A 13,257-nucleotide genomic window follows, 5' to 3' on the forward strand; every position below is an offset into this window, starting at 1 on the left:
CCGCGCGGTCGCGCGGCCGCCACCTGCCCGGCCGGACGGGGCTCACGGGCCGTCGCCCGCGATGCGGGCTTCGACAAGATCGATACGGGTCCGTGCATAGCCATGGCAGCGGCATCGCCCGTGAGGATAAGTGTTACAAGCATCCGGTCAGCCGTGCCCGCATGTTTTCGTCCAGAGAAGCCAGCCTGAGCCCTGCCTGCCACAGTGCCGATCGACGGCGCCGGACGGGACGGGAATCGACGGATGCCTGAGGCGAACGCGGATCCGGGCATTTCGGTCGCAAAACCGACCGGATGTTCGGCACGAGGACTGCGCCCGCGGGGAACGACGCACGCCCTGAACCGTCTTCCCTCCACGGCGGCCGCGCTTGCTGGCCGCCGGGCGCGTTCATAGATGCCGGCGATGAGCCTGATTCCCTTCGATAACAGCTACGCCCGCCTGCCGGAGCGTTTCTACGCCCTGCGAGCGCCGACCCCGGTGGCGGCGCCGCGGCTGATCCGGCTCAACCGGGCGCTGGCCGAGGATCTCGGCCTCGACCCGGACTGGCTCGCCGGACCCGAGGGGGTGGCGGCGCTCGCCGGCAACCGGATGCCGGAGGGGGCGACGCCGCTGGCGGCGGCCTATGCCGGGCACCAGTTCGGCCAGTTCGTGCCGCAGCTCGGGGACGGCCGGGCGATCCTGCTCGGCGAGGTGCTCGACCGGACGGGGCAGCGCCGCGACATCCAGCTGAAGGGCTCCGGCCCGACACCGTTCTCCCGGCGGGGCGACGGCCGCGCGGCGCTCGGGCCGGTGCTGCGCGAGTACCTCGTCAGCGAGGCGATGGCGGCGCTCGGCATCCCGACCACGCGCGCGCTCGCCGCCGTGGCGACCGGCGAGGCGGTGGCGCGCGAGACGCTGCTGCCGGGGGCCGTGCTGACCCGCGTGGCGGCGAGCCACATCCGGGTCGGGACCTTCCAGTTCTTCTCGGCCCGGGGCGACGTCGAGGGCCTGCGGGCGCTCGCCGACCACGTGATCGCCCGGCACTATCCCGAGGCGGCCGGCGCCGAGAAGCCGTACCGGGCGCTGCTCGAGGGCGTCGTCGCCCGCCAGGCCGCGCTGGTGGCGCGCTGGCTGCTCGTCGGCTTCGTCCATGGGGTGATGAACACCGACAACATGTCGGTGGCCGGCGAGACGATCGATTACGGGCCCTGCGCCTTCCTGGACGCCTACGACCCCCGGACGGTGTTCAGCTCGATCGACCGGAACGGGCGCTACGCCTACGGCGAGCAACCGCGCATCGCCCTGTGGAACCTGACGCGCTTGGCCGAGACCCTGCTGCCGCTCCTGGCTGCGGACGAGACCGAGGCGGTCGCCGAGGCCGAGGCGGCGCTCACCGGCTACGCGCCGCGCTTCGAGGCCGCCTATCACGGCGGGCTCAATGCCAAGCTCGGTCTGACCGATATCCGGGACGGCGATCCGGCCCTGGCCGGCGACCTGCTCAAGCGGATGGCCGAGAACCAGGCGGACTTCACCCTGACCTTCCGGACCCTCTGCGCCGCCGCCGCACAGCCGGCGGCCGACGCCGCCGTGCGCGACCTGTTCGTGGATCCGACCGCCTACGACGCCTGGGCCTCGGGCTGGCGCGAGCGGCTCGCCCGGGAGGCCCGCGACCCCGCCACGACCGCCGCGGCGATGCGCCGGGTCAACCCGGCCTTCATCCCGCGCAACCATCGCGTCGAGGCGATGATCGCCGCGGCGGTGGAGCACGACGATGTCGCGCCGTTCGAAGAGCTTCTGGCGGTGCTGTCCAAGCCCTATGACGACCAGCCCGCCATGGCGCGCTATGCAGAACCGCCCGAGGGCGGCGGGGTCGGCTACCGGACGTTCTGCGGCACGTGACCGGCTCGCAAGCACGGCCCGAGCCTCACGGGGGTGCCTTTCGATCGATGGCCTTCGGTCTGCGGTGAGTCGGTTGCCGGGCCGGTCACGGACCGGCTCGCTGCCCAGGATGCGGCGCCGGGCTCCCCGCCCGTTCCCGTGGTTTCGTACGCGGGACCGAACCTCTAGCGTTGCGGCCAGGCATAGATCTCGTGCACGCTGTCCTTGTGCCGGAACCAGTGCACCCGCGTCGCGGGGTTGAAGCCGTGATCCTGATAGGAGGCGGCGATCACCGAGACGAGCGCCTGTGCCGCGCGCCGGTCCGGGATCTCGTAGGCGAGAAGTCGCGGAGGATCCCCACCCGCCTGGGTCAGGTCGCGAAGAAAGATCGAGTAAGTCTTCATCCCCATCACACCTGGCTCGACATGATGCATGAGAGCAGATGTCGAACCCGACGCAATGGTTCATCGGCCGCGACGATCAAGGTTAACGAATTTTAAGAGAAATTCTGATATTTTATTTACCTGGCTGCCGGTGTGGGCCTCCCCGGACGCGCGACGGGCCGGAACGACTGGACGACGACGACGCTCTGGATTCCCTTCCTAGAATGGTCTACCTGCCGGACCGGGGCGGTACGTGCCGTCCTGGGGCGTGGAAACCCCTTGTTTGACGGTTTGGTGCCGGCCGAGACGGCACCCGAATCCTTGACCGCGCGGTCGGGGAGCCTGCGACGCATGTCCAGGTGTTCCGGCGCTAAAGGTCGTAGGGACCGTTCAAGCACGGTTTTCCAACTCCCCGACTATGGGTGGTTGAGGAGGCTTGTCCGCGGGGACGTACCGCAGACACCCGCCTGTCGGGAGGTAGCCCATGGGCTCCGACGATCCCGCGCTGCGCGCCCGCCAATTGGCCGCCTTGCGGGCGGCCTACGACGCCTGCGCGGGGCTGGCCGACGAACGCACCGGCCGCGGTGTCGCGCTCCACGCCCGGGCGCTGCTGGGCCGCATCCTGGTTCTGCTGGGGGAATTGAAGGAGAGCCCCGGGTCCCGGCGCTGAGGCTCGGCCCGAAGCCTGCGGGATGCTACGCTGGCGCGATCGCTCCCGGGTCCAACGATGCGCCACGCCATCCCGAAACAGGTTCGACCGCGCCTTCTCGCCCTGGCCGCGGTGCTCGATGCCTTGCTGTTCGGGCGGCCCGCGGAGGCGGGCGAGCGCCCGAGCTACGGACAGGACCGGCGCGGCCTCTTCCTGGCCTTCCTCAACGCGCCGCAACCGGGCGAACCGATCGCCCATTCGCCGCGCCTCGGCCTGTCCTTCGGCGGCGAGCCCCGGCCGGTGCTGGTCGATACCGGCTCCACCGGCATCGTCGTCTCGGCCGCCCGCGTCCCCAATGTCGAGGCCCTGCCGGGCCGCCCCGGACGCCTGACCTATTCGAGCTCCGGCCGGATCATGATCGGCCGCTGGGTGACGGTGCCGGTGACCCTGTGGGGCGGCGACGGCGCCAGCCTGCCGACGCGGCCGATCCCGGTGCTCGCGGTCGAGCGCATCGCCTGCACCGACAAGGCCCGCCACTGCACCGCCGAGGAGGCGCCGGACCACGTGGCCATGATGGGCATCGGCTTCGGGCGCGAGGATGACAGCCAGGCCCAGAGCACGCCGGACACCAATCCGCTGCTCAATGCCGAGCCGCCGGGCCCCGGCGCGGTCCATCGCGGCTACGTCGTGACGCGGCGGGGCGTGCATGTCGGGCTGACCCGCGCCAACACGCGGGGACGCTTCCGCTTCCTGAAGCTCGACCCGCATCCGCGCGTCGCCGGGGACTGGCTCGGCGTTCCGGTCTGCATCGCGGTGGACGACCGGGAGCCCGGCGCCTGCGGTCGCGCCCTCATCGATACCGGCGTGACCGGCATGTTCTTGACGCTCCCGCCGGAGCAGGTGGCGGACAGCCTCGACGGGCCCGGCGCGCTCCGGCCCGGGACGCGCCTGCGCTTCCGCTTCGGCGATGCCGCCGGCTACACGATCGCCAGCGGCGACACCGCCTCGCCGGTGGCGCCCGAGCGCATCGTCCTGAACACGACAAGGCAGCACCCCTTCGTCAACACCGGGCTGCGCCTGCTCAACGGCTTCGACGTCCTGTACGACGCCGATGGCGGATACTACGCCTTCCGCGGCCGTCCGACCGGCGGCGCGGATTAGGAGCCCCCATGCTGCGCATCGCCCGCCTCGGCCTCCTGCTCCTCGTGCCGACCGCCGGCTTCGCGGCGGATTGCACGCAGGCGCCCAACCAGATGGAGGCGAATGCCTGCGCGGCCCAGAGCTTCGCTGAGGCCGATGCCGAGCTGAACCGGCGCTACGCGGCCCTGCGCGACAAGCTCGACGGCAACGGCCGGCACAATCTCGTCGCCGCCCAGCGGGCCTGGATCGCCTTCCGCGACCGCGAATGCGACCTGCGCACCGGCTACGACGCCACCGCGCCGGAGGCCAACGGGACGATCATGCCCCTGCTCCAGGCCGCCTGCCGGACGCAGCTGACCCGCCGGCGCAGCGACGACCTGGCCGCGCAGATCAAGTGCCCGGGCGGCGACCTCGCCTGCACGCCCTGAGCCCCCTGGCTCAGATCACCTCGTAGGCGAACAGGAACGCGACGCCGGTGATCCCCACCAGGCCGAGCAGGAAGAAATTGTCGGCCACCTGCTCGAGGAACCGGCTGAGGCGCGGCCGGGCCTCGAGCCGGGTCGACAGGTAGGACAGGATGGCGCTCAGCAGGAACAGCACGGCGACGATGCCGCTGAAGACGTCGACCTGGCTCGGGCCGGAATAGTGCTCCAGGAGCTTCACCAGGCCGATCAGCGTGGTGCTGATCCCGATCATCGTGCTCGCGGTCGGGAGGATGTGGCGGGCCTTCTCGGGCGCCTTCGCGCCGCCTTCCCCGGCAGGTTCGCTCACCGCTGGTTCCCCCACCCAAACGGCCCGGCGCGGGACGCAAAGCCGCGCGTCATCGACCGGACCCGGACCTCCATTATGACCGGGACCGATTGATAACCGGTATGCGCATCTCGCTTCGTCCGCCGGATTTTGCCACGGTCCGGGGCGTTCCCCCGGCCGGAGATGCCCCGATCATGCGAAGACTTGCCCAAGCCGTCTGCCTTCTCCTCGCCGGATCGGCCTGGATCGGCGCGCGTGCCGCCGAAGAGCCCGCGACGGGCGGCGCGGCCGACGCAGCCCGGTCCGCGCCGCACCGCGTCGTCTTCGCCTGCCCCGGCAATCAACGTCTGATTGCGACCTTCCGGACCGTATCCGCCCAGGCGCAAGCCGTGGTCGAGCCGCCGGCCGGCCCGAGCGTCACGCTGCCGATCCAGCTCAGCGGTTCGGGCTTCCGCTACGCCGACGCGACCCACGAATTGCGCGGCAAGGGCCAGACCGTGACCTGGACCGACGCGTCCCAGCCTCCGCTCGTGTGCACCGCGCCCCCGCTTGGCACCGCCCCGCGATAGCGGGCCGGCGGAAAGGCCTTGCGTATCAGCACTCCGCTTGCCGCGTGACTTGCGTCGAGGCTCACGGCGCGAACCAATCTGGTTCGGATGCACTATCTACAGGGCGTATGACTGAATTTGCGTTTAATCCCGATTTAATTTGAGCGGATCGGTATTTACCGGGCCTCACCAAATGTGGATAATAGAGATACCCAACATGGATCGCGCTTCAAAATAAATATACTGCACCACATTGATATAGGCAGACGCAATGGAACCCGAAGATGCGAAGCTTGCGATTATAATAAACTGCTACAATTATGAAGAATACGTCCGTCATTCGATCGCGAGCGTGCTGGCCCAAGAAACGTCGCAGTGCGAGGTCCTCGTCATCGACGACGGATCGACGGATCGCTCCTGGGAGGCGATCCAGACATTCGGCGTCCGATCCTTCCGGAAGGAGAATGGCGGCCAGGTGAGCGCCTGCCGATACGGCGTCGCGAAGACGAAAGCGCCGTTCATCTTGTTTCTGGACGCGGATGACGAACTCGTACCGGGCGCGATACAGACGATCATCCGGCACCTCGACGCGAACGTCGCGAAGATTCAGTTTCCTCTTCTACGGATCGACGACGCCGGATCCGATCTGGGCTCGGCCTTCCCGAAGCTCGCGAATGCCCGCGATCGCGCCTCCTTCGTCGCCTCCGTCGAGAAGGCCGGCACCTACATCTCGCCCCCGACCTCCGGCAACGTGTTCCGCAGGGACCTGTGCGCGCTTCTGGATGACGCGCATTACGATTCCGCGGTGGACGGCGTCATGCTGCTGGCCGCGCCGTTCTACGGCGACATCATCAGTCTCGCCGAGCCGCTCGGCCGCTATCGCCTGCACAGCAAGAACAAGTCCGGGACCAACCAGCTGCCGACGCCGCCGCTGCTGCGGCGACAGCAGAAACGGTTCGCCGATCGGGTTTCCCACCTCAAACAGGCGCTGAACAGCCAGGGCGTTGCCCGCGATATCGGCAATCCGACCGATATGTACGTCTATCTCCGCTACGGCAATTACTGCGATATCTTGGATCACAAGCGCATCACCTGGGCGACCTTCGTTCGCACCGTCACTGCCCTTCCGGCCTGGTATGGGCCGGCACGGCGCGTCTCGGTCGTCCTGTTTCTGCTGGCGAGCATCGTCCTGCCGGTCCACACGGTCCGATCGATCCTGGAGGCGCGCCTGACCCGGACCTGGAAACCGGTGGTGGCGCGCCTGCGCACGCTGGGCATGGCCCGGTCCGGCTGACGCCGCACCGCCCGGTCATCGGCGCCACCGATGGCGGCGCACAACGCGCCATGACCATCATGGCTCGATGGAAAGCTGTATCCCAGCATCGGATACTCACGCGATAGTCGTTCTCAGCCTGGTTTTTCCGGTCAGGCCGAACCGGGCTTGGATATGCGGCTCGGCACGACGTCGCTTCGCGAGACCATTAAAGCTCGATGCCTGGGCGCGGCCCGAACTATGCTTCCTGGCCGTCCGGGGGCATCATGATCTGCATGTGGGACGCGCGACGAATCTTCCATCGGGGGACCAGGCTCGGGATCGGCCCGGGGGGCGGGCGGCGCGGCCCCCGACGACCCCGCGGCGCGTGCCGGCCTTCGGCGGCCCGTTAGGATGGGCGCGTCTCCTTCCCGGCCGCGCGACGTGGTCGTCATCGGCGCGGGCGTCATCGGCCTGTCCGCAGCGCTGGCCCTGCGCGCCCGGGGCCTGTCGGTCACGGTGCTCGACCGCGAGGGCCCGGCGGCCGGGGCGAGCGCCGGCAATGCCGGGGCCTTCGCGTTCTCCGACATCCTGCCGCTGGCTTCGCCGGGTATCCTCCGGAAGGCGCCACGCTGGCTGCTCGACCCGCTCGGGCCGCTCTCGGTGCCGCCGGCCTACGCGCCCCGGATCCTGCCCTGGATGCTGCGCTTCTGGCGGGCCTGCGCGCCCGAGCGGGTCCGCCGGGCGACGGACGCCCAGACCGCGCTGATGGATGTTTCGCGGGCTGCGCTGGAGCCGTTTCTCGACGCCACGGGCACCCGGGCGATGCTGCGCAAGGACGGCAACCTCCAGGTCTACGAGGGGCAGGCCGAGTTCGAGGCCGCGCTGCCGGGCTGGCAGGTGCGGGCCGATCACGGCATCGCCTTCACGCATCTCGACGCCGCCGGCATGGCGGCGCTCCAGCCCGGCCTGTCACCGCGCTTCACGCACGGGACGTTCACCCCCGGCTGGTTCTCGATCGCCGACCCGAAGGATTACGTGCTCGTCTTGGCCGAGCGCCTGCAAGCGGAGGGCGGCACGATCGAGCGCGCCGCCGTGACGGCGCTCCGGCCCGCGGAGGACGGGGTCACCCTCGTGACGGAGGCCGGGACCCGCCGAGCCGCGCAGGTCGTGGTCGCGGCCGGGGCGTTCTCGCACCGGATCGCCCGCAGCCTCGGCGAGCGGATCCCGCTGGAGACCGAGCGCGGCTACAACACGACCCTGCCCGCGGGCGCCCTCGACCTGCGCACTCAGGTCACCTTCGGCGGCCACGGCTTCGTGGTCACCCGCCTGTCCTCCGGCATCCGGGTCGGCGGCGCGGTGGAGCTCGGCGGCCTCGACCGGCCGCCTGATTTCCGGCGCTCGGCGGCGATGCTGCGCAAGGCGAAGGCCTTCCTGCCGGGCCTGGACACCGAGGGCGGCCGGCCCTGGATGGGCTTCCGGCCGTCCCTGCCCGATTCCCTGCCGGCGATCGGCCATGCCGCGGCGACCCGCCGGGTCGTCTACGCCTTCGGGCATGGCCATCTCGGGCTGACCCAGTCGGCCGGCACGGCCCGCCTCGTCGCCGACCTCGTCACCGGCGCGGCGCCGGCGATCGATCTCGTGCCGTTCTCGCCCCAGCGCTTCCGATAGGGCTTCCACGATGACGAACCACACCTTCTCGTGCCTCGACGGCCATACCTGCGGCAACCCGGTCCGCCTGGTCTCGGGCGGCGGCCCGATCCTCGAGGGCCAGACCATGCTGGAGAAGCGCGCCCATTTCCTGCGCGCCTTCGACTGGATCCGCACCGGGCTGATGTTCGAGCCCCGGGGCCACGACATGATGTCGGGCGCGATCCTGTATCCGCCGACCCGGCCCGATTGCGACGTGGCGGTGCTGTTCATCGAGACCAGCGGCTGCCTGCCGATGTGCGGCCACGGCACGATCGGCACGGTCACGATGGCGATCGAGAACGGCCTGGTCAGCCCGCGGGAGCCGGGCAAGCTCGCCATCGACGCCCCCGCCGGCCGGGTGGAGGTGACCTATCGGCAGGAGGGCCGCTTCGTGGAGGAGGTGCGGCTGCGCAACGTGCCGGCCTTCCTGCACGCCGAAGGGCTGACCGCCCAGGTCGAGGGGTTCGGCGAGATCGTGGTGGACGTGGCCTACGGGGGCAACTTCTACGCGATCGTCGAGCCGCAGAAGAACTTCCGGGACATGGCCGACCATTCCGCCGGCGCGCTCATCGCCCTGTCGCCGCGCCTGCGGGCGGCGCTCAACGCCCAATACGACTTCATCCATCCGGAGCATCCGGAGATCCGGGGCCTGTCCCACATCCTGTGGACCGGCGCGCCGCGCCATCCCGAGGCCCAGGCCCGCAACGCCGTGTTCTACGGCGACAAGGCGATCGACCGCTCGCCCTGCGGCACCGGCACCTCGGCCCGGATGGCGCAGCTCGCCGCCAAGGGCCGGCTCGCGGTGGGCGACGCCTTCGTGCACGAATCGATCATCGGCTCGCTGTTCCACGGCCGGGTCGAGGCCGCGACCACGGTGGCCGGCAAGCCCGCGATCGTGCCCTCGGTGGCCGGCTGGGCGCGCCAGACCGGGATCAACACGATCTTCATCGACGACCGCGATCCGTTCGCGCACGGGTTCGTGGTGGCGTAGCGCGTCCGTCGCCCGGATGCGCGTCCGGCCTCACTGGGTCAGGGTGCGCAGCTCGCCGCGGGCGAGGCCGGCCAGGGTCCGGCCGAGCAGCCACAGGATCACCAGCGTCGCCAGCCCCAGGAGCGCCAGGGCGGTGCCGTCGGCGAGCGCGCCCGGCCGCGCCGCCGCGATGCGCAGGGACGCGACCGCCGCGGCGGCGAGCGGGAAGCTCACCGCCCACCAGGCGACCCGGAACGGGCAGGCCTGGACGAGCCGGGCGAGCTTGGGCAGCAGCACCGCCAGCAGGAACAGCGCGACGGTGTAGAGCGCCTCCGCGAACAGGTCGATCGTCCCGGTGGTCGCCACGTAGGTCGAGAACCCGACCGCGAAGGGGGCGATCAGGATCAGCAGAGCCGGCTGGAGCGCCACCGGCAGCGGCGCCTCGAACAGCAGCCGCGACAGGATCAGCGTGAACAACGGCACCGCGAAGAACAGGCCGACCGCGAGCCCGAACATCATGACCGCGTGCATCGGCGGCAGGCCCAGCCCCGGCAGGGCGAGCGGCACGTCGAGCAGGCCGACCACCGGGACGATCCAGGCCGGCGTCGCGTGCGCCGCCTGCTGGCGCTCGCTCAGCCAGCGGGTCACGATCAGCCAGGCGAACACGGTCATGCCGACGGCGCCCAGGACCCACAGGATTTGCGCGGCGAGGAGGTTGGCCCGCGCCAGCGGGATGGGCAGGAGCAGCAGGCTGATCAGCGGCGTCCCGAACAGGTTGCCGGCGATCGGATGGACGAACTCGGCGCGCACCGCCTGCGGGGCGATGGCGGCCTTCACGGCATAGCCCGCCGCGATCGCCACGAAGGCGGCCAGCGCCGCCCATCCCAGGACGTCGGCGATCCAGGCCGGCGCGGCGTAGCGGGCCTGGGCCAGGCTCCAGGCGACGCTGAGGCCGGTCAGGCCCATCACGGCGGCGAACAGGCCGACCGGCAGCACTTCGAGCTGCTGCCAGCCCGCCGGGGTGGCCGGCGGGGCCTCGGGGGCCTTGTGCGCGGTCAGGGCGGCCTCGGAGGGTTCCGCGATCCGCTCGGCCCGGTCGACCACATCCAGCATCGGCTGACTCCCTTTCCAGGCCGGCCACCCCGTCGGGTGCCGGCCGTCACGGGGGCGCGCAAGACGGCGCGTGCCCCCCTCCCCGCCCGAGCGCTCGGACGGTCCTGCAAACCGCCGCCGTCAGGCCGCGGAGAGCTTGGTGTTGGCGACCGGCAGGGCGCGGATCCGCTGGCCGGTCAGGGCCGCGATGGCGTTCAGCACGGCGGGCGGCACGCCGGGCAGGCCCGGCTCGCCGACGCCGCCCATCGGGGCGCCGCTCTCGACGATGCGCACATGGACCGCCGGCATGTGCTCCCGGCGCAGGATCGGGTAGGTGTCGAAGTTCTGCGCCTGGCGCACGCCGTCGCGGTAGACGATCTGCTCGAACAGCACCGAGGAGAGGCCCAGGGCGGCGGCCGACTCGACCTGCGCCCGCACGATCGCCGGGTTGACCACGCTGCCGGGATCGAACGCGATCCACAGGGTGTGGACCCGGGCCTCGCCGCCCTCGACCGAGACCTCTGCGATCGTGGCCGTCTCCGACCCGAAGGGCGAGGCCATGGCCAGGCCGCGGGCGCGCATGCCGCCCCCGGCCGCATAGGGGCCGCGCTGCCAGCCGCCGGACATCTCGGCCACCGCCGTCAGCAGCGCCAGGTGGCGCGGGCTGTCCTTGAGGAGCGCCTGGCGCAGCGCGAACGGGTCCTGGCCGCCCGCCTGCGCGATCTCGTCGAGGAAGCTCTCGTAGAATGCGTCGTTCATCGAATGGCCGACGGAACGCCAGAACGCGATGGTGACTGGGTGGGCGAGCTTGGTGAAGGTCATCCGCCGGTTCGGGATGGCGTAGGGCTTCTCGACGATCCCCTCCACGGCCGAGGAATCGACCGGGTTCTTGAACAGCGCGCCGAAATAGCGCCCGATCGGCCCCTCGCCGACGGTGCGGACCTCGATGGCGCTGGGCCGCCCCTGGGCGTCGAGGGCGGCGCGGAAGCGGCTGTAGCTGAGCGGGCGCAGGGCGTCCGAGCGGAACTCCTCCTCGCGCGACCACAGCACCTTCACCGGGCGCCGGGTCGCCTGCGCGAGGCGGATCGCCTGCGGGAACGGGTTGCCGGGCCCGTAGGCGAAGTGGCGGCCGAAGAAGCCGCCGAGCATCGGCGAGTGGATCCGCACCTGGGCGGGCTGCAGGCCGGCCACCTGTGCCGCGATCGCCTGGAACAGCTCCGGCATCTGGTTGGGCAGCCAGAGGTCGAGCGCCCCGTCCTCGGAAAAGCGCGCCAGCGCCGAGGGCGGCTCGAGCTGGGCATGGGCGAGATAGGGCGCCTCGTAGTCCGCCTCGATCACCTTGGCGGCCTTGGCGAAGGCGCCGGCCGTGTCGCCCACCGCCTCGGCCGGGAGGCCCGGATCGGTGGAGGCCTTGAGCGCCGCCACCATCCCGTCGGACGAGAAGTCGGCCGCCACCGTGTCGAGGCCGCTGGGCTTGGGCGCGGACCAGCGCACGCCGAGCGCCTCGACCGCCTTGCGGGCCCGCCACCAGCTGTCGGCCGCGACCGCGACGGCGCCCGGCAGGCGGTGCACCGAATGGACGCCCGGCATCGCCCGGATCTCGGCCTCGTTGGTGAGCGCCTCCGGCTCGGTGCCGAGATGCGGCGCGTGCTGCACGGCGGCGTAGAGCATGCCGTCGAGCTTCTGGTCGATCGCGTAGACCGCCCGTCCCGTCGCCTTGTCGTGCACGTCGAGCCGCGGGACCGGCTGGCGGATGTACCGGAAGGTCGACGGATCGCGCAGCTCCACGGCCTCGTTCGGCTTCAGCAACAGGGCGTCGGCCGCGAGATCGCCGTAGGGCAGCGACCGGTTGGTCGCCGCGTGGATCACGGTTCCGTCGCGGGTGGTCAGCTCGGATTCCTGGACCTTGAGCCGGGCCGCGGCGGCGCGGATCAGCATGTCGCGGGCGGTGGCCCCGAGCCGGCGCATGACCGCGTAGCTCGACCGGGTCGAGAAGCTGCCGCCGGTCATGCGCAGGCCGTTCACCACGGCGTAGTCGGGGCCCGGCGGCGCGCAGTCCACGACGAAGCGCGCGGGCGGCACGTCGAGCTCCTCGCCGACGATCTGCGCCATGCCGGTGGCGATGCCCTGGCCGCCCTCGACGAACGGGCTGAGCAGCTTGACGGTGCCGTCCGGGTGGATCTCCAGGAAGGCGGCAACCCGGGTGCCGGGCTTGGGCGCGATCGCGCCCGCCCCCTCCGCGGGCCCCTGCGCCTGGGCGCGGGCGCTGCGGCCCGGCAGGGCCACGCTGAGCACCAGGGCGCTGCCGGCGGCCGCCAGGAAGCCGCGCCGCGACGCCCCGGGGGCGCCGTCCCGCGCGAGCGGTTCGACCACGGTCACGGCGTCCGCGCGGGCCTCTGTGAGAAACTGGTCCATGCCGGTCTCCTCAGGCCGCGGCCTGCCGCACGGCGGCGGCGATGGCGTTGTAGGTCCCGCAGCGGCACAGGTTGGTCATCGCGTCGGCGATGTCGGCCTCGGTGGGGTGCGGCGTCTGCTGCAGCAGGGCGGTCGCGGCCATGACCTGGCCCGACTGGCAATAGCCGCATTGGGGCACCTGCAGCGCCACCCAGGCGGCCACGACCTTCCGGCCGACCGCGTCCTGCTCGACCGCCTCGATCGTCGCGACGGATTGCGTGCCGACGCTCTCGATCGGGATCTGGCAGGAGCGCGTCGCCTGGCCGTCGAGCAGCACCGTGCAGGCGCCGCATTGGCCGATGCCGCACCCGTACTTGGTGCCGGTCAGGCCGAGCGTATCGCGCAGGACAAACAGTAATGGCGTATCGGGCTCGGCATCGATTGCATGCTGGCGACCATTGATTGTCAGGCTCACCATGATTGCGTCCGTCCGAATATCAGCAAGGGCCTGCGCCCTGCTTAAGCAGGGC

13 protein-coding genes are annotated in these 13,257 nt (G+C 71.2%); 8 read left to right on the forward strand and 5 right to left on the reverse strand.

The window, feature by feature from the left end; translation table 11 throughout:
* The first annotated feature begins 402 nt into the window (after window positions 1-402).
* On the forward strand, window positions 403-1,878 hold the full coding sequence (locus BMZ47_RS08365; RefSeq protein ID WP_091860707.1) for a protein adenylyltransferase SelO: 1,476 nt from the start codon (window positions 403-405) through the stop codon (window positions 1,876-1,878).
* Between the two features lie 164 nt (window positions 1,879-2,042).
* Here the strand turns inward: BMZ47_RS08365 and BMZ47_RS08370 are convergent, their stop codons facing one another.
* Window positions 2,043-2,267, reverse strand: coding sequence for a hypothetical protein (locus BMZ47_RS08370; protein WP_091860710.1), 225 nt, complete (start codon window positions 2,265-2,267; stop codon window positions 2,043-2,045).
* A 457-nt stretch (window positions 2,268-2,724) separates the two neighbouring features.
* Here BMZ47_RS08370 and BMZ47_RS08375 point away from each other — a divergent pair, with 457 nt between their 5' ends.
* Genes BMZ47_RS08375 through BMZ47_RS08385 form a run of 3 tightly spaced genes read left to right on the forward strand, consistent with a single transcriptional unit; the run spans window position 2,725 to window position 4,457 of the window.
* Entirely contained in the window at window positions 2,725-2,910 is a 186-nt protein-coding gene (locus BMZ47_RS08375; protein WP_007564576.1) for a hypothetical protein, read from the forward strand.
* 57 nt (window positions 2,911-2,967) lie between these two features.
* A complete protein-coding gene (locus BMZ47_RS28790) occupies window positions 2,968-4,050 on the forward strand; it encodes a hypothetical protein (RefSeq protein WP_091860712.1) in 1,083 nt (360 codons plus the stop codon).
* A gap of 8 nt (window positions 4,051-4,058) precedes the next feature.
* Window positions 4,059-4,457: a lysozyme inhibitor LprI family protein gene (locus BMZ47_RS08385; protein ID WP_050733696.1), complete on the forward strand. Its 399-nt coding sequence runs from the start codon at window positions 4,059-4,061 to the stop codon at window positions 4,455-4,457.
* 10 nt (window positions 4,458-4,467) lie between these two features.
* Here BMZ47_RS08385 and BMZ47_RS08390 read toward each other — a convergent pair whose 3' ends face one another.
* A complete protein-coding gene (locus BMZ47_RS08390) occupies window positions 4,468-4,800 on the reverse strand; it encodes a hypothetical protein (protein WP_007564570.1) in 333 nt (110 codons plus the stop codon).
* Window positions 4,801-4,901: 101 nt separating this feature from the next.
* Between BMZ47_RS08390 and BMZ47_RS08395 the strand changes: the two genes are divergently transcribed.
* From BMZ47_RS08395 to BMZ47_RS08410, 4 genes are all read left to right on the forward strand, one after another.
* Window positions 4,902-5,348 carry an MliC family protein gene (locus tag BMZ47_RS08395; RefSeq protein WP_244536763.1) on the forward strand — a complete coding sequence of 149 codons (447 nt, stop codon included), beginning with the start codon at window positions 4,902-4,904 and terminating at the stop codon, window positions 5,346-5,348.
* Between the two features lie 250 nt (window positions 5,349-5,598).
* Window positions 5,599-6,621, forward strand: a complete 1,023-nt coding sequence (locus BMZ47_RS08400; RefSeq protein ID WP_091860715.1) for a glycosyltransferase family 2 protein — start codon at window positions 5,599-5,601, stop codon at window positions 6,619-6,621.
* 372 nt (window positions 6,622-6,993) lie between these two features.
* On the forward strand, window positions 6,994-8,250 hold the full coding sequence (locus BMZ47_RS08405; protein WP_091860718.1) for an NAD(P)/FAD-dependent oxidoreductase: 1,257 nt from the start codon (window positions 6,994-6,996) through the stop codon (window positions 8,248-8,250).
* Between the two features lie 10 nt (window positions 8,251-8,260).
* Entirely contained in the window at window positions 8,261-9,262 is a 1,002-nt protein-coding gene (locus tag BMZ47_RS08410) for a 4-hydroxyproline epimerase (RefSeq protein WP_091860721.1), read from the forward strand.
* A gap of 30 nt (window positions 9,263-9,292) precedes the next feature.
* On the opposite strand, the gene BMZ47_RS08415 is transcribed toward BMZ47_RS08410, so the two are convergent.
* The 3 genes from BMZ47_RS08415 to BMZ47_RS08425 form a co-directional block, all read right to left on the reverse strand.
* Window positions 9,293-10,354, reverse strand: a complete 1,062-nt coding sequence (locus BMZ47_RS08415; RefSeq protein ID WP_244536764.1) for an SLAC1 anion channel family protein — start codon at window positions 10,352-10,354, stop codon at window positions 9,293-9,295.
* Window positions 10,355-10,474: 120 nt separating this feature from the next.
* Window positions 10,475-12,748 carry a xanthine dehydrogenase family protein molybdopterin-binding subunit gene (locus BMZ47_RS08420; RefSeq protein WP_091860724.1) on the reverse strand — a complete coding sequence of 758 codons (2,274 nt, stop codon included), beginning with the start codon at window positions 12,746-12,748 and terminating at the stop codon, window positions 10,475-10,477.
* Window positions 12,749-12,758: 10 nt separating this feature from the next.
* A complete protein-coding gene (locus BMZ47_RS08425) occupies window positions 12,759-13,205 on the reverse strand; it encodes a (2Fe-2S)-binding protein (protein WP_007564555.1) in 447 nt (148 codons plus the stop codon).
* Window positions 13,206-13,257: the final 52 nt, after the last annotated feature.

The organism is Methylobacterium brachiatum, from assembly GCF_900113845.1.
GTDB lineage: Bacteria > Pseudomonadota > Alphaproteobacteria > Rhizobiales > Beijerinckiaceae > Methylobacterium > Methylobacterium brachiatum.